Source organism: Pseudomonas sp. NPDC078416 (assembly GCF_050268485.1).
GTDB lineage: Bacteria > Pseudomonadota > Gammaproteobacteria > Pseudomonadales > Pseudomonadaceae > Aquipseudomonas.
Genome location: NZ_JBNNGV010000007.1, coordinates 131,550 through 146,781, shown reverse-complemented (window position 1 = coordinate 146,781; position 15,232 = coordinate 131,550). Strand labels below are relative to the sequence as shown.

The following is a 15,232-nucleotide window of genomic DNA, read 5'->3' as shown; positions in this document are numbered from 1 at the left end:
TCGAGACGCAAAAATTGAGTGATAACCAAACGAGTTCTACTGAAGCCAATACGCCAAAAACGTCTGCCGCCGCGATGCTGGTGGCTGCAGTCGGCGTGGTATACGGCGATATCGGAACCAGCCCCCTTTACACGCTCAAAGAGGTTTTCTCAGGTCATTACGGTGTCCAGCCGAATGAAGCCAGTGTGCTGGGTATCCTGTCGCTGATTTTCTGGTCCCTCATCTGGGTGGTGTCCGCAAAATACGTCCTGTTCATTCTGCGCGCAGACAATCAGGGCGAAGGCGGGATCATGGCGTTGACAGCATTGGCCCGGCGTTCGGCCGCACACTATCCCGTGCTCGGCAAAACCCTGGTGTTGCTCGGCGTCTTCGGCGCCGCGCTTTTTTATGGCGACAGCATGATTACGCCGGCCATCTCCGTGCTCTCGGCCATTGAAGGGCTGGAACTCGCTTTTGACGGTATAGAACGCTGGGTGGTGCCGTTGTCGGTAGTGGTGCTGGTCGGCCTGTTCTTGATTCAGAAGCACGGCACGGCGCGCCTCGGCGTGTTGTTCGGGCCGATAATGGTGCTGTGGTTTACGGTGCTGGGGGCGCTCGGCATCTACGGCATCTTGCAGCGCCCGGAAGTGCTCCAGGCATTGAATCCATTCTGGGCGGTCAATTTCTTCGCGGCGAATCCGGGTATCGGCATCACCATACTGGGCGCAGTTGTGCTGGCACTCACGGGTGCTGAAGCGCTGTATGCCGACATGGGGCACTTCGGACGCAAGCCGATTTCGCGCGCCTGGTTCATGTTGGTACTGCCGGGCCTGGCGTTGAATTACTTTGGGCAGGGCGCGCTGATATTGGGCAACCCGGAGGCTGTGCGAAATCCGTTTTATCTGCTGGCCCCCGAGTGGGCACTGTTGCCAATGGTCGCGCTGTCGACGCTGGCAACCATCATCGCGTCTCAAGCGGTGATTTCCGGCGCATTCTCACTCACCCGTCAAGCCATTCAGCTGGGCTATGTGCCCCGGATGTTCATCCAGCACACCTCCAGTCAGGAACAGGGGCAGATCTACATTGGCGCCGTGAACTGGACGCTGATGGCGGGCGTTGTGCTGCTGGTCATCGGCTTTGAATCGTCCAGTGCCCTGGCGGCCGCTTACGGCGTAGCGGTGACAGGCACGATGCTGATCACCACGATTCTGGCTTCCTCGATCGTGTTGCTGCTCTGGAAAACGCCCCGCTGGTTTGCGATTCCCATGTTGTTGGGGTTTTTACTGGTCGACATTCTTTTCTTCAGTGCCAACGCGGCCAAGATTCTCCAGGGAGGCGCTTTTCCCGTGGTCGCGGGTATCGCTCTGTTCATCTTGATGACGACGTGGAAGAAGGGCCGCAGGATTGTCCTCGAGCGGCTCGATGAAACATCGCTTCAGTTGCCTGCGTTCATCGACAGCATCCGCGCCCAGTCCCCCCACCGTGTGCGCGGCACGGCGGTTTTCCTCACTGCGAAGGCCGATGGTGTGCCCCACGCGCTGCTGCACAATCTGTTGCACAACCAGGTGCTGCATGAGCGGGTGGTGTTGTTGACCGTGGTGTTGGAAGACACGCCCAGGGTACAGCCGGCTAGACGATTTGAAATCGATGCGCAGGGAGAAGGCTTCTACCGGGTCAGTCTGCATTTTGGCTTTATCGAGGAGCCAGATGTCCCGGCCGCATTGAAGCTCTGCCAGCTGCCAGACCTGCGTTTCGATCCGATGAAAACAACCTTTTTCCTCAGTCGCGAAACCGTTATATCCACGCGCCGTACAGGAATGTCCCGCTGGAGAGAGGGCCTGTTTTCGATTTTGCTGAAGAATGCCAATGGCAACCTGAAGTACTTCAAGCTGCCGCTCAACCGTGTGATTGAGCTTGGAACGCAGGTCGAGATGTGACCTGTGCAATCGATCAATGTGCAGAGGGGCCACCGGTCAGAATAACCCGCTGGCCCCTCGGCGAATTCGCCCTGACGGTGCTCAATGTCTGATCAGCAAGCCAGTATTATTAATTGCGCCGCCTACAAACAGGGGCACAAGGCGCAGAGTTTCCCATTGATGACATCAGCGAGGTCATGAGCCGGCCCGATACGTTTGTGTGGGTGGGGCTGCTTGAACCCGATGATGCGTTGCTGACAAAGATGCAGGAAGAGTTCGGCCTTCATGACCTGGCTGTCGAAGACGCCCGTCACGCTCATCAGAGTCCAAAGCTTGAAGAGTATGGAGACACGCTGTTTGTTGTCTTGTATTCGGCCAAGCTGGTAGACGGAAAAATAGTGACCGGCGAGACGCATCTCTTCATTGGCGCCACATTCATCCTGTCGGTCAGGCATGGCAATGCATTGAGTTATCGATCTGTCCGCGAACGCTGCGAAGACACGTCCGACAAATTGGCCCAGGGCCCGGGGTACGTGTTGTACGCGCTGATCGATTTCGTTGTCGATCAATATCAGCCGTGCCTGAAGCACCTGCAGAAAGAGTTTCGGCGTCTGGAGGAAGAGTTGTTCAGCGTGCTGCCGCCCAAGGATAACCTGCAGAGCTTTTACCAACTGAAAAACGAAATAATGGTGCTGGAAGCCGCTGCGGTTCCTTTGGCTGAAATCTGCACGGGGCTACTGAGGTTTCATGGGGATATCATTCCCAAAGAATCCCGCATTTACTACCGTGACATTCTGGATCACGTCGGGGGTATCACGGCAGATTGTGATCGGATGCGAGAGATGATCGCCGCTGCGATGCAGGTGGCTCTGGCACAAATCACGATCCGTCAGAATGAAGTGGTGAAGAAGCTCGCGGGCTGGGGCGCCATACTCGCTGTGCCCACCATGGTGTTCAGCCTGTACGGGATGAACTTCCAGGTCATGCCTGAGCTGGGCTGGAAATACGGTTATCCGGCAGCACTCACAGGCGTCATCCTGGGATGTTCGTTTCTCTACCGCAAACTGCGAAAGGTCGGCTGGATATAGTGCTCCGTTGTCAGCGACGATCTTTGGTTCTTTTGGAATAGTGCGCGCCTAACTTTTCAAAGATAAAGGTTGCCAGACCAAATACACCGATCAATAAAATAATCATCATGCCCAAGTCGGAATGATTCATTTCGCCCACCTGCCTTAATTGGAGTGTGCATGCTGAGTTATCTGGCAGATAACACAAGTGGCCGCCAGGTTTCTTTACGGTTTCTTGACTGAGGTTACCTAAGCAACGGATGGCGCAAGGCATCGGGCGGCACTAGGCTTTTAGTGAGCCGCCCGACGCTTGTTAGCGCACTATCGACCCGCGATGCCGGTTAGAACAGCACGCCGGTCTCCGCAAGCACCCGAACCTGATCGCGCCGGGTACCGTCGTCCCCGAAGGTCGAACCCGAGGCGGCCTCTTCGGCGCGGACGTAAGCAAGCTCACCCCGGACGAAGAAACGACCGTCCTGGTAGGTAGGCGTCGCCGTCAGCGACCAGGCATTGGAGTCTGCCCCATACAGCAGGTTTGTCGGCGAGCAATCCTCGTCGGTTGAACAGTCCCCGCCCTTGCTGTCCAGGTATTCGGCACGGGCGCCAAGGGACCAGTGAGTCGAGAAACTGTACTTGGCCAGGAATGCCGCGCCGTAGGTTTCAGCCCCGCGATCTATCCCGGCGTGTGCGTCTTCATCGACCCGTGTGTATTGCAGGTAAGGCGTGAGAACGAGCGCGCCTTCTGTATGGGTAAAGATCAGGTTGTAAATCTGGCTGTTGTTCTGGGCAGTGGGCGTTGCAACCGAAGACTTCGAATTGCTGGAGACATTTCCACCGCCAATCACGCTTAACGTATTGGCCGCGTCAAGCGCGTATGAGAACGAGCCCGTCACCCAGTTGTACTTTCCAGAATAGAAACCGTCGTTCACTGACAGGGCGGCATTAATTTTTCCGCTGGAATAGTTGGCCTGCGCGCCCCGACTGATGGCAGGTTCCTGATTCCACAGTAGTCCGCGCTGGATGTTGATGTTCTGGAAGGTAAAGGTCGACTCGGCGCCAATCAGGGTGGGTAGCGACCCGGCCATGACGGAGAATTCCGGGCTGATAACCGCCTTCAGATAACCGACCGGCACGTCACCGTAAAGTCTGTCCACTGTCTTGTCAGACTTGAGGTATGGCGTACCCAGCGACGGTAGCGCATAAGACCCTGCCTGGATGTAGAACTGCAGCGGCCCCTCGATGCTCTGCACTTCTACCTGGGCATTGCTGACATCTGAAAGCGACGTGGAGTTGCCCGTGTCGGGTGCATCCACCACATGGTTCTGCCAAAGCGTGATCCCCGACAGTTGCCCACTGACATAGACTTTCCCGAGGGGACCGGCATCAATGGCAAAGGGGTTGTCATTGGGTTGCAAGGTGCTGGAAAGACTGGGCGCAGCCAGTGGATCTGCTGTTGCGCTGGTTGCGACGAGCACTAAGGCAACCCCGCCGTAGATACGATGGAAGCGTGGGGCGTTTAAAGAACTCTTCTGACCTTCGGCGAAACCGTTAATAGAACCTGAATGCCGGATGACGCACTGCTTCATAGTGATGCTCTCGATACCTTGAATAAACTGCGAGCAAGCCTACTTATTCGGGCATCAAGTTATCGTTGTCTTTTTTAACGTCAGCGTAAAAATTCAATAAAACTCAGACTGTTGCCATGGCGCGCCAGGCTCAATTTGAACAGACTGATTCCGTTGCCCCTCAATCCACCCATCTTTGTTGCACTTCATCAAGGGCGTTGAAGACCAGTGAAGTTGCATCACTATCAAACGATGCCCGCACCCGCCCTTCTTCTCTTCAAATAGCGCTGTCGACCCGACAGGATCGAAAGACGCTAAACATGAGCCATGTATATGACCGCCAAGACGCCTGAGAACGAGGCCAAAACCAGCGCTTATGACGCTTTCCGGAACCAGACGCACTCACGCGTCCTGGAAGGTCAGCCCTATCCGCTGGGAGCGACCTGGGACGGTTCCGGGGTTAACTTCGCAATCTTTTCGGCCCACGCCACCAAGGTCGAACTGTGCTTGTTCGATGCCGATGGCAAGGAAGAAATCGAGCGGATCGAACTGCCGGAATTCACCAACGAAACCTGGCATGGTTACCTGCCCGATGCACGACCGGGCACCCTGTACGGGTATCGGGTGCAAGGGCCGTATGAGCCGCGCAAGGGTCATCGTTTCAACCATCACAAAATGCTCATCGACCCTTATGCCAAACAAATCGTCGGGGAGTTGCAGTGGAACGATGCGCTGTTCGGCTACACCATCGGCCACCCCGATGCAGATCTGTCCTTTGACGAGCGCGACAGTGCGCCTTTCATGCCTCGCTGTCGGGTCATTGACCCGGCCTTCACCTGGGGCAATACCCCCAAGCCCAATGTCCCCTGGGCGCGCACCGTTTTTTACGAGACCCATGTGCGCGGCTTCACCCAACAGCATCCCGGCGTGCCGCAGGCGGTGCGCGGTACGTTTGCTGCCTTCCACGAAAGTGACGTGGTCGACTACATAAAGTCACTCGGGGTGACCTCGGTAGAATTGATGCCTGTCCATTACTTCCTGGATGACCATCACCTGCTTGAGAAAGGCCTGCGAAATTATTGGGGCTACAACACGTTGGCCTTCTTCGCGCCCCATGCCCGCTACATGGCTGGCGCGTCGATCGGCGAATTCAAAGTGATGGTCTCGCGGATGCACAAAGCCGGTCTCGAGGTGATTCTCGACGTGGTTTACAACCACACGGCAGAAGGCAATGAGAGGGGTCCGACGCTGTCCCTCAAAGGCATCGATAACGCCAACTATTACCGCCTGATGCCTGACGATGCACGCTACTACATCAACGACACAGGGACCGGTAACACCCTGAATATGAGTCACCCGTGCGTATTACAGATGGTCACCGACTCGCTGCGCTATTGGAGCAACGAGATGGGGGTGGACGGCTTTCGCTTTGACCTGGCGACGATACTGGGCCGTGAACCTCACGGCTTTGATGAAGGTGGCGGCTTCCTCGATGCCTGTCGCCAGGACCCGACTCTTAATCACGTCAAGTTGATTGCAGAACCTTGGGATTGCGGGCCGGGCGGGTATCAAGTCGGTAATTTTCCGCCGGGGTGGATGGAGTGGAACGACAAGTTTCGTGATATTTCCCGCGCGTTCTGGAAGGGCGATGCGGATCGACTCGGTGATTTTGCCAAAATCTTCCTGGCCTCCGGCGATGAGTTCAACCGACGGGGTCGAGAGCCTGCTTCCTCGGTCAACTTCATGACGGCCCACGATGGGTTCACGCTCCATGATCTGGTTTCCTACAACGACAAGCACAATCAGGCTAACGGTGAAGGTAATCGTGATGGCCACTCTGACAATCGCTCATGGAACTGCGGCGTCGAAGGCGGCACCGATGATCCCGGGATCATTGAATTGCGCTACAGGCAGATGCGCAATTTGCTCGCCACGCTGTTCCTGGCTCAGGGCACGCCCATGCTGCTGGCCGGGGATGAATTTGCCCGCTCTCAACGGGGCAACAACAACGCGTATTGCCAGGACAATGAGATAAGTTGGCTCGACTGGGACATCAGCCAGAAAGGCGCTGAACTTCAAGACTTCACGCGGTACCTGATCCATCTTCGCCAGCGCTATCCGCTGCTGCGCCGCAACCGCTTTTTCACCGGGGTCTACAACGAACACCTGGCCATCAAAGACGTGAGCTGGATGCAGCCTAATGGTCAGGAGATGACCCAGGCACAATGGAATGATGGCAACAATCGCTGCATGGGGATCCTGCTCGATGGCCGCGCACAACCCACGGGCATCCGTAAAGCGGGTGGTGAGAATTCCCTGCTGATCATCGTCAACGCCCATTTTGATGTCGTGGACTTCGTTCTGCCCGAGGTACCGCTGGGCCAGCATTGGACGTTGCAACTCGATACCCATCAGCCAGAGCTGGAAGGTGGGGAGGAAAGATTCATGTTCGGTGACAGCTATCAAGTCACCGGGCGTTCGACGTTGCTATTTGAACTGTCTATAAGCAAGAAAAGGCTGGTGCGCCACGGCGACAACACATACAAGAAATAGCGGCGTACTGACCGGATCGGTCGGCCGGTGATGAGTCAGGCGGCTGGGCCATACCGGTGGACCGATCTGCGATAGAGCGTGTTCATCCGCTGGACTCGGAGTATCCGAGGCACGAGCTGTTTAAAGAGTTACACCGGAGTACGCCGCCTGGCAGGTGGAGATGACGAGGTCCCTGAGCCTGCGGTGGACAGGGTCAGCGTCCATGCGCGGATGCCAGAGCGCCGAGACCTTGAAGACCGGGATGGGCCACGGAAGATCAAAGCGTCCCAACCTCCTGCAGCCATCGGTTGAAGCGACATCACCCAGGCAGGACGCCGGCACGATGGCGATCAATTCCGATTGGCGCGCGATCCTCATCGCATCCGGGTAGCCCGGCACCACGATGGTGATGTTGCGTCGCAGACCGACGCGCTCAAGTTCGTCATTCAGCGGCTTGATCGCCTGCCCTTCTTGCAACGCGACGACATGACTGCACATGGCAAATTGCTCAATCGTCACCGGCTCCTTTTCCAGCATCGGGTGCCCGATCCGAGCCACGCCCACGTAGTGATCGTGGAAAAGAAAGCGGGTGCGAATCTCGGGGGCCGACGTTCCGATTCGCCCGATCTCCAGGTCAACGAGCCCCTCCCGAAGCGGCTGCGCCCCCTTGTCGGGCTTCGCTTCGAAACGCAGACAGATGCGTGGCGCCACTTCAAGAACGGCCTTCACCACCGGGGCCGAAAGCCACTTCATGAACGACTCGCTGGCGCGGACCGTGAACGTCAGTTCGACGGAGGCCATGTCCACCTCGCTGATCTGCGGACGCAGCACCGCCAGGGCGTCCCGCGTCAACGTATGCACGTGGTCCACCAGCTCCAGCGCGCGCGGCGTGGGCACGAGTCCCCGACCAGCGCGCACCAGCAACGGATCACCCGTCACCACACGCAAGCGCGCGAGCGTCCGGCTCATGGCCGAGTGACTCAGATTCAAGCGGCGAGCGGCACGGGTCACGCTGCGTTCGGCGAGTAACGCATCCAGCGCCAGGAGGAGGTTCAGATCGACATTGCTCATACGGAAAATCCGCCCGGGTTGCGATGGCCAGCTATGGCGTCGCGCGCAACTATAGTGTGATTTCTGTGCGTCTACCGCTTTTTACACGCCGACTTTATAGTCGAATCCACCCCAACGACCCGGGGAGCAAGCCCCCGGCATCCTGGGCAAAACCCTTCCATGGGCACGGATTAGCTCGGCCAGACAATTGCGCGGTAAGCGTGGAGAACAGTATGAAGCTGATAGGCATTGAAGAGCATTTTCTGACGGATGAAGTGCGCGATGCGTGGAGCGCCATAGGCCTAGAGCTGACCGATCCCAGTGTCGCCTTCCACGCCGGCGCCATCGAAAAACGCCTGGCGAATCTGACTGACGAGCGTCTCGCACTGATGGATGAAACAGGGCTGGATGTTCAAGTGCTGTCGCTTACCACCCCTGCCCTTCACGACCTCGGCCCGGAAAGCGTCGACATTGCGCGCAGGATCAATGACACGGTCGCCATGGCGGTCGCACGGCATCCCGACCGCTTTCAGGCGCTGGCAACGTTGCCAGTCAGTTCGCCCGAGCAGGCCACACTGGAGCTGGAACGTTGCGTCACGACCCTGGGTTTCAAAGGCACGATGCTGTACGGGAGAGTGGGTGAAGACAACCTGGACCACAGCCGCTTTCATTCAATCTTTGCCTGCGCCCAAGCACTGGGCGCGCCCATATTGCTTCATCCCCGCACCCCGCCAGCCGCCGTGCGCGACGCTTACTACTCCGGCTTCAACCCGACGCTGGACGCGTGTTTCGCAACCTTCGGTATGGGTTGGCACTACGATGCGGGCCTGCAGTTTCTAAGGCTGATCCTGTCTGGCACCTTTGATCGCTTGCCCAGGCTTCAGATCATTCTCGGCCACTGGGGCGAGCTGGTGTTGTTCTATGCCGAACGCTTTGCGCGAATGGATCAGGTCGCCGGCCTGGAGCGTCCGATCGAGACCTACTTTCGCGACAACCTGTATGTGACGGCCAGTGGCATGTTTCTTCGTCACTATCTGGAGCGTGCCGTCGAGATCGTCGGCACCGAGCGGTTGCTGTTTTCCAGCGACTTTCCCTACCAGTACCGGCCGGGTCGGGATGCGCGAAACTTTGTCGAACAGTGCGGCCTTGACCCAGAAGCGACCGAGGCATTTGCCCATGGCAACTGGACGCGTTTGATCCGCGGATTGCCGGCATAAAGATGTGCGGATGACCACGGCCATCCGCGCATCTTTCCTTCCTACCCCCGCGCCAACAACCAGTCATCAATCATCCTCACCGCTCGCCCCACCTCAACTTCATCACTGCGAATATGCAGTTCCGGAAACACCGGCGGTTCGTAGGGCGAATCCACCCCGGTAAATCCCGAAAGACTCCCGGCCCGAGCTTTGCGGTACAGCCCTTTCGGGTCACGGGCTTCAGCCACCGCCAGTGGCACATCGACAAACACCTCAACAAATCGCGCACTGCCCACGATCGAACGGGCCAACTTCCGGGCCGCGCGGGTTGGCGAGATCAACGCCACCATCACCGTCAACCCTGCTTCAACCATCAACGCCGCCACCTCCGCCACCCGCCGCACGTTTTCATCACGGTCCTCGGTGGAGAAACTCAAGTCGCGGCACAGACCGGTGCGCACAGAGTCGCCGTCCAGAATGCAAGTGTTCAGCCCCCGTGCCCGAAGCACCGGGTTAAGGCTGTCGACGATGGTGGATTTCCCTGCCGCCGACAGACCGGTCAACCAGATGACTCTCGGTCGGGCGGAGGACGGGGCCGTCCCGGTCTCGCTGAACGGGTATGGCACCAGATTGTTGGGCGGCGTCAGGCCAGGGGTGTGGGTGTTCATGACAATGCTCCTCCTTGAGTCAGCGTCAGGCGTGGGCCTGGTGGACGATGAAGTCGACGTTCATGACGTCGTAGACCGGTTTGAAATCGCCATACGCATGGGGGGCTCTGAAACCCGCCGCGCGCAGTTCGTCCTGCAACTGGCGCGGACGAATCGGACACACCCGCAGCCGATACTGCGCACCGTCGGCGAAGCGATAGACGAACTCGCACACCGACTCATTCAGTTCACCCAGGGTGACGCGAGCGGTATCGCCGCAGTAGTAATAGCGCCCTGAAGACGTGAAGCGGCCGGCGAGAATCGCTTCGAAATTGCGCTGATCGATCAGCAGCAGCCCACCGGGTTTGAGCATTTGCCGAAACCGTTTCAGCACGGCGATACGCGCCTCGCTTTCGAACAAGTGGCACAACGAACTGCCCAGGCACAGCACCGCGTCGAACGTGCCCAGTACGCGGGCGTCCAGCGCTTGCCAGTCGTAACGATGGACCGGCACGTCAACGCCCAGCCGGTCGAAATTGCGTCGGGCGCGATCCACCATGGTCGGGCTGCCATCGCAGGCGGTGACGTCGAAGCCGGCCTTGTGCAACTGCGCTGCGTGAAAGCCGCTGCCGGTGGCGGCGTCCAGCACACGCCAGGCGCCGGCCTGACGGAGCAAATCGTGGAAGAAGGCGCCCTCGCCGGCCGCGCGCTTTTCCCAGTCGATGAGTTCGTCCCAGCGCTCGACGAAGTCCGCCTCGTACTGCCGGGCGTAATCGTGATAGGCGATTGCCAATGGGTCAGCAGGCGAAAGCGCGATGAGCTGCGGCATGGTCGGCGACTCCTGTGTGATGGTTACTGTTGGGCTGACTGCCCTCGGCGTATGCCTGGTATTTGCTGCCCAACTCCTCTGCCCAGGCGGCGGCGTCGCACACGCGCATCTCGGCCATGGCGAAATTCAGTTCGCGCTGCATGACCTGCATCTGCGCCTCGCCAAACACCGCCGTGCCGTCGGCGCGAATCAGTTTGATGCCATCCATCCGCTGCCCTGCTTCGTTGACCTTGATTGCTTCTTCCCGGGTCACGCCGTAAGGCAGGTCGAGCAGGACCTTGCCCATGCCGACCTTGACCGGATAACCCCCGGGCAGGCCTTGTGGACCCGGGCCGTGCACCCGCACCTCGTGCTCGGCATGCAGGTTTTCCAGCACCGTCACCGCCGACATGGCGGTGAGGTACTGACCGTCGACGCCGCCCAGCCGGCTGAATTCACGGGCGACGCAGGCAAAGATAGCCTCCGCCGCGTGTTCACCGGTGCGCTCTTCGCCGTCAATCCAGTACGTCAGGTTGAAGCTGGTTTCCAGGCGCTGCGGCGGCAGGCCGTGGCGGGGCACGCTGTGGCTGAAATAGTGATGGCCCACGAGTTTGGCGCACACCTGCGTCGGCAGGCAGCCCGCCAGACGCGCAATGGCGGAGCGCGTGGCCGGGATCAGGTTGGCGATGTTGCCGATGCCGACGTCCGGCGCCATGCCAACCTTGTAGAGAATCGGGTTGACCGCATCCGGGAACGCCGCATTGATCACCAGACTTTTCGGGCAGGATTGTTTGACGGCTCGCATCAGGGCGTAGGCCGGCGCCAGGTGCATCGGCAGCCAGGGCCCGAGCTGCGCCTGATCAAGGGCAGCAAAACGCTCGGCCGGCAATTGAGTGATCACCCGCCAGGATTGCAGCGAGGCACAGTTGAGGATGATGTCAGGCCTGATTTTCAAAAGCGTTTCGGCGTTGCGGCTGATGCACGCTTCACGCAGGTCCATGTGATGACTGTGGATCTCGACCATTACGTTCTGTTGCAGCGCCGCCAGACGGATCAGGTTGCACATGCGGGTGGTTTTCTCGCTGTCGCGACTGGCCACATGGAATTCAAACTGATTGCGCGGCGCCAGAATCTGCAAAATTTGCAGGCTTAGGTTGCCGCCGCCAACGATGAGCAGTTTTTTGCGGTGCATGGTGTTCTCCCTTGAATAAGTGAGGAACCCTCTTATTTTCCAACCACTAGCGCGGGTAGGCGCCGTTATCCACTGCGATGACTTTTCCGGTCAGGTGACGGCTCTGCTCCGACAGCAGAAACAGAATGACGTCGGCGACCCCGTCGGGCTCAATGGGCTCCTTGATGAGCTCCTGACGCTCGTACTCCCGGCGCCGGTGCTCGGGAATACGGTCATGGATCGAGGTGTCGCGAATCAGCCCCGGGGATACGGCGTTCACCCTGACCCCGGGGCTGAAATTCCAGGCGTTGGCCTTGGTCAGTCCGATCACGCCAGCCTTGGTCGCGCCGTACCACGCATCCATGCTGCCGACCTCCCCTGCCACCGAGGTGATGTTGACAATGCTGCGCGAGTAGCCGGTCGCCGGCTCCCGCCGTGCGAAATCCCTGGAGAGGTACCCCAGCGATTTGAGGTTGACGGCCCAGATTTCGTCCACTTCCGCGTCGGTGTAGTCGTACACACTTTTACCGTGATAGATCCCCGCGTTGTTGACCAGGGCATACAGCGCCCGGTGTTTGTGAAGGTCGTACAGGTTGCCGATAAACGACTGATAAACGTGCGCCTGGGAGAAATCCGCCAGATGAGTTTCCAGTCGGTGCAGGGGCAGGCTTGCCTGAAGCGACTGCAGGCCCAGCCTGTCGCTGTCCGCCGCGATGACGTAGTAGCCGGCCTTGACGCAGGCAACGGCGGTGGCCTTGCCGATGCCGTTGGCGGCACCCGTGATGACGATTTTTTTCATGGCTGTCCCTGCTCGGTGAACTGATTCATGCGCTCGTAGAAGGGTCGATGCAGCTGGTAATACGTCATCAGCTGGGGGTTGGCGTGCAGAGGACGCGGGTCGAAATCGGCGCTGCCCGGCATGATCGTCGTGCTGTTTTCGGCGTCCGTGTGCCAGCTGCGCCAGGCTTTCCATTGCTCGGGGCAACTCGCATTCCAGCTCAACGCTTCAGGCATGAAATCCACCTGCAGGTGGTCGCAAAGCCTGCGCATCGTGGTTTCCGGGCGGCTGGCCAGATCCTCGGCGTTGATCACGTAAGGGGTTTTGCCGGTCAGCCGCCTGACCTCGCAGAAGAGGTCGTACAGCGCCTGGTGACCGATCGCGTGCGCCGGCATCTGCGGGAAGATCGCGTGATGGGAAAGGATCGCCCGGGCCGGGTCGCGAATGATGAAGACGTTCTGTTGCTCCTCAAGAAACGCGGCGTCGTCCTTCAACGGGGTGAGGCAGTGATAAGCCATATCCTTATGGAAAACATGAGCACGCTGGCGGGCGTCGCGCAACAGCGCCTTGATCGCTTCATAGTCACGGGGCACGCCGCAGTTGAGGTCTCCATGGGGAATGGCGGACTGTTCGTCGAAGGCCATGTGCGAAAACGGCTCGTGAAAAACCTCGAAGTCACCGCGCTCGATGAATACCCTTTCGAGGATCGTCGATCGCGAGCGCGGATGGGCCCAGAGGCCGATCATGCGGTTCATGCCCGTCCCTCCAGGATCGTCTGATGACGCGCGATGAGGGGCGTGAAACCCGGCGGATCAAGGGTGTCGACGATGAAGTCGTGCAGGCGCTGCACGCCCAGGCGTACGTCATGGCCTGCGGTCAGGAACGCCGGATGACGGGCGAAGTCGTCCGGGGTCAGGCCGCCCTCAAAGTACGCCTGGTTGAAATACGGAATGGCCAGCAGGCGGTCGAGCACTTTGCCGGGAATCTGTACCCATTCCGTCGCCGGTACGATGCTGCGCCCGGCCTGCTGGCGGCGCACGAGGAATTCGATGAGTTGGGGCGTCAGCGTGTACAGCGTGGTATCGGCCCCGGTGCGCTGCAGGTGCCAGCAACACTCGCGCCCGCGCGCATCGGTGTCGACCTTGATGCTGCACAGCAACAGTTGCGCCGGTGTCTCGCACCGTCGCAACAGGGCCTGCATCGCCTGATACACCGCCAGTTCGGCCCAGCGCTTATCCATGGCACTGAGGTGAATGCGACTGCCCCGCGCCTGGCGCTCAAATTCCGGTTCCGCACCCAGCCGGCCGATCATGAAGCTGACCACGTAACGCGCCCGCTCCGTGTTAACGCCGTTGGCGAGCGCCCGCTGACGCCCGGCGTGAATGGCCTTGAGACAGGCATCCAGCTGGGAGACGGTAAAACAGAAGGTGTTATTGATCGAGCAGCCCCGGGCTACCAGTTGCTCAATGGCGCGATAGCCCTGGGCGCTGCCCGGGATCTTGATCATGATGTTCGGCGCCAGCGCCGCCAGTTCCAGACCCCGGGCAACCAGTGCGTCCTGATTCATCCAGTGCCCGCCCTCGACCTGTGCGGACAGCCAGCCCGCCTGCTGCTTCGTTTGCCGGAACATGGGGAGCAGCGGCCGCGCGCTATCGATGATGAGTTGGTTGTAGAGCTGTCTAAACCGATCATCCGTCGGCATCGACGTCGGCAATGTGTGGAGAAAGCCCCGGTAATGGGCCGCATTGCTCAAGACCGCGTGACTGATCAATGCCGGGTTGGTGGTAGCGCCGCTGACGCTCGCATCCGAGCGACCCGGTTCATCAGGCAAGAATCCGGTAATAAGCTCGCGCATCTCCGGATAGGCCCGCAGCAACTTGTCCTGGCACTCTTTATATACAGTGGGTGATGAATCGAACCAGACTTCCGAATCGGAGTTATTAAGTTTTAAAGTTTGAACGAAGCCCGAAGCATCCATGGAAATGCCCTTCCCTTTTCGGTTGATTCACTAGACGTCAAGGCCCCGAGCAAGCACGGGCAAAATGCCAGCTTTTTCAAACTGATAGTCATGTATCTGAGCCTTGGAGGCATTAAGATGGATCCGATCAGATGCCCTGTCAAATGCATTTAACCGGATTTCTGATGCCGAATAGGAATAATAAAGGCGTTCTCTTATTACTAATATAAAGCGAAATAGTGGGCGGAGTTCGTGCCTCAATTTGAAGGAATTCAAATGAATGAAGTGACGTCCAATTAAAATAACGACGGCGAAGTGTTCAATATCAGACAGCCACCATTCATCCCGTTTCATGCCCTTTTTGAAGATCAGAGCAACTTATTAACTCGCCAGTTAGTTATAACCAAGTTGCAAACATGTAATACGTTAAACATGGCCCGGGCGCGGAGCCGCTGCGATTCCATCACCAAGCACAGCGCACGTGCCCCTCGACGACCGTCAGTCATTGGGTTATGAAGGCGCAGGGCGGTTACCGCACCGCGCCAGTCAAAAAAACAGACCAAGAG

The 15,232-nt window shown here is 58.7% G+C and carries 12 protein-coding genes; 4 read left to right on the top strand and 8 right to left on the bottom strand.

Features of this window, described 5'->3' with window-relative positions:
* The first annotated feature begins 74 nt into the window (after nt 1-74).
* Complete coding sequence (locus tag ACQKEN_RS10080; protein ID WP_427685357.1) at nt 75-1,916, top strand: potassium transporter Kup; 1,842 nt, start codon at nt 75-77, stop codon at nt 1,914-1,916.
* 113 nt (nt 1,917-2,029) lie between these two features.
* Entirely contained in the window at nt 2,030-2,983 is a 954-nt protein-coding gene (locus tag ACQKEN_RS10075) for a magnesium and cobalt transport protein CorA (RefSeq protein ID WP_427685330.1), read from the top strand.
* Between the two features lie 320 nt (nt 2,984-3,303).
* On the opposite strand, the gene ACQKEN_RS10070 is transcribed toward ACQKEN_RS10075, so the two are convergent.
* Nucleotides 3,304-4,548 carry an outer membrane beta-barrel protein gene (locus tag ACQKEN_RS10070; protein WP_427685329.1) on the bottom strand — a complete coding sequence of 415 codons (1,245 nt, stop codon included), beginning with the start codon at nt 4,546-4,548 and terminating at the stop codon, nt 3,304-3,306.
* 312 nt (nt 4,549-4,860) lie between these two features.
* Between ACQKEN_RS10070 and glgX the strand changes: the two genes are divergently transcribed.
* Entirely contained in the window at nt 4,861-7,080 is a 2,220-nt protein-coding gene (gene glgX / locus ACQKEN_RS10065) for a glycogen debranching protein GlgX (protein ID WP_427685328.1), read from the top strand.
* A 120-nt stretch (nt 7,081-7,200) separates the two neighbouring features.
* On the opposite strand, the gene ACQKEN_RS10060 is transcribed toward glgX, so the two are convergent.
* Complete coding sequence (locus ACQKEN_RS10060; protein WP_427685327.1) at nt 7,201-8,130, bottom strand: LysR family transcriptional regulator; 930 nt, start codon at nt 8,128-8,130, stop codon at nt 7,201-7,203.
* A 212-nt stretch (nt 8,131-8,342) separates the two neighbouring features.
* Here ACQKEN_RS10060 and ACQKEN_RS10055 point away from each other — a divergent pair, with 212 nt between their 5' ends.
* Nucleotides 8,343-9,326 carry an amidohydrolase family protein gene (locus ACQKEN_RS10055; protein ID WP_427685326.1) on the top strand — a complete coding sequence of 328 codons (984 nt, stop codon included), beginning with the start codon at nt 8,343-8,345 and terminating at the stop codon, nt 9,324-9,326.
* A 41-nt stretch (nt 9,327-9,367) separates the two neighbouring features.
* On the opposite strand, the gene cysC is transcribed toward ACQKEN_RS10055, so the two are convergent.
* The 6 genes from cysC to ACQKEN_RS10025 are packed head-to-tail and all read right to left on the bottom strand — an operon-like array spanning nt 9,368 to nt 14,564.
* Nucleotides 9,368-9,973 carry an adenylyl-sulfate kinase gene (gene cysC, locus ACQKEN_RS10050; protein WP_427685325.1) on the bottom strand — a complete coding sequence of 202 codons (606 nt, stop codon included), beginning with the start codon at nt 9,971-9,973 and terminating at the stop codon, nt 9,368-9,370.
* Nucleotides 9,974-9,998: 25 nt separating this feature from the next.
* Entirely contained in the window at nt 9,999-10,781 is a 783-nt protein-coding gene (locus ACQKEN_RS10045; RefSeq protein WP_427685324.1) for a class I SAM-dependent methyltransferase, read from the bottom strand.
* Nucleotides 10,750-11,952: a hypothetical protein gene (locus ACQKEN_RS10040; RefSeq protein WP_427685323.1), complete on the bottom strand. Its 1,203-nt coding sequence runs from the start codon at nt 11,950-11,952 to the stop codon at nt 10,750-10,752. The genes ACQKEN_RS10045 and ACQKEN_RS10040 overlap by 32 nt, the downstream gene beginning before the upstream one ends.
* A 46-nt stretch (nt 11,953-11,998) precedes the next feature.
* Entirely contained in the window at nt 11,999-12,730 is a 732-nt protein-coding gene (locus ACQKEN_RS10035) for an SDR family NAD(P)-dependent oxidoreductase (protein ID WP_427685322.1), read from the bottom strand.
* A complete protein-coding gene (locus ACQKEN_RS10030) occupies nt 12,727-13,464 on the bottom strand; it encodes a sulfotransferase family protein (RefSeq protein ID WP_427685321.1) in 738 nt (245 codons plus the stop codon). The genes ACQKEN_RS10035 and ACQKEN_RS10030 overlap by 4 nt, the downstream gene beginning before the upstream one ends.
* Nucleotides 13,461-14,564 carry a transaldolase family protein gene (locus ACQKEN_RS10025; RefSeq protein ID WP_427685320.1) on the bottom strand — a complete coding sequence of 368 codons (1,104 nt, stop codon included), beginning with the start codon at nt 14,562-14,564 and terminating at the stop codon, nt 13,461-13,463. The genes ACQKEN_RS10030 and ACQKEN_RS10025 overlap by 4 nt, the downstream gene beginning before the upstream one ends.
* Nucleotides 14,565-15,232 lie beyond the last annotated feature (668 nt).

Bases quoted from the DNA above. Each gene is read 5' to 3' on its own strand.
- ACQKEN_RS10080 (WP_427685357.1), top strand. From the start codon at position 75: ATGCTGGTGGCTGCAGTCGGCGTGGTATACGGCGATATCGGAACCAGC.
- ACQKEN_RS10070 (WP_427685329.1), bottom strand. From the start codon at position 4,548: ATGAAGCAGTGCGTCATCCGGCATTCAGGTTCTATTAACGGTTTCGCC.
- glgX (WP_427685328.1), top strand. From the start codon at position 4,861: ATGACCGCCAAGACGCCTGAGAACGAGGCCAAAACCAGCGCTTATGAC.
- ACQKEN_RS10060 (WP_427685327.1), bottom strand. From the start codon at position 8,130: ATGAGCAATGTCGATCTGAACCTCCTCCTGGCGCTGGATGCGTTACTC.
- ACQKEN_RS10055 (WP_427685326.1), top strand. From the start codon at position 8,343: ATGAAGCTGATAGGCATTGAAGAGCATTTTCTGACGGATGAAGTGCGC.
- cysC (WP_427685325.1), bottom strand. From the start codon at position 9,973: ATGAACACCCACACCCCTGGCCTGACGCCGCCCAACAATCTGGTGCCA.
- ACQKEN_RS10045 (WP_427685324.1), bottom strand. From the start codon at position 10,781: ATGCCGCAGCTCATCGCGCTTTCGCCTGCTGACCCATTGGCAATCGCC.
- ACQKEN_RS10040 (WP_427685323.1), bottom strand. From the start codon at position 11,952: ATGCACCGCAAAAAACTGCTCATCGTTGGCGGCGGCAACCTAAGCCTG.
- ACQKEN_RS10035 (WP_427685322.1), bottom strand. From the start codon at position 12,730: ATGAAAAAAATCGTCATCACGGGTGCCGCCAACGGCATCGGCAAGGCC.
- ACQKEN_RS10030 (WP_427685321.1), bottom strand. From the start codon at position 13,464: ATGAACCGCATGATCGGCCTCTGGGCCCATCCGCGCTCGCGATCGACG.
- ACQKEN_RS10025 (WP_427685320.1), bottom strand. From the start codon at position 14,564: ATGCGCGAGCTTATTACCGGATTCTTGCCTGATGAACCGGGTCGCTCG.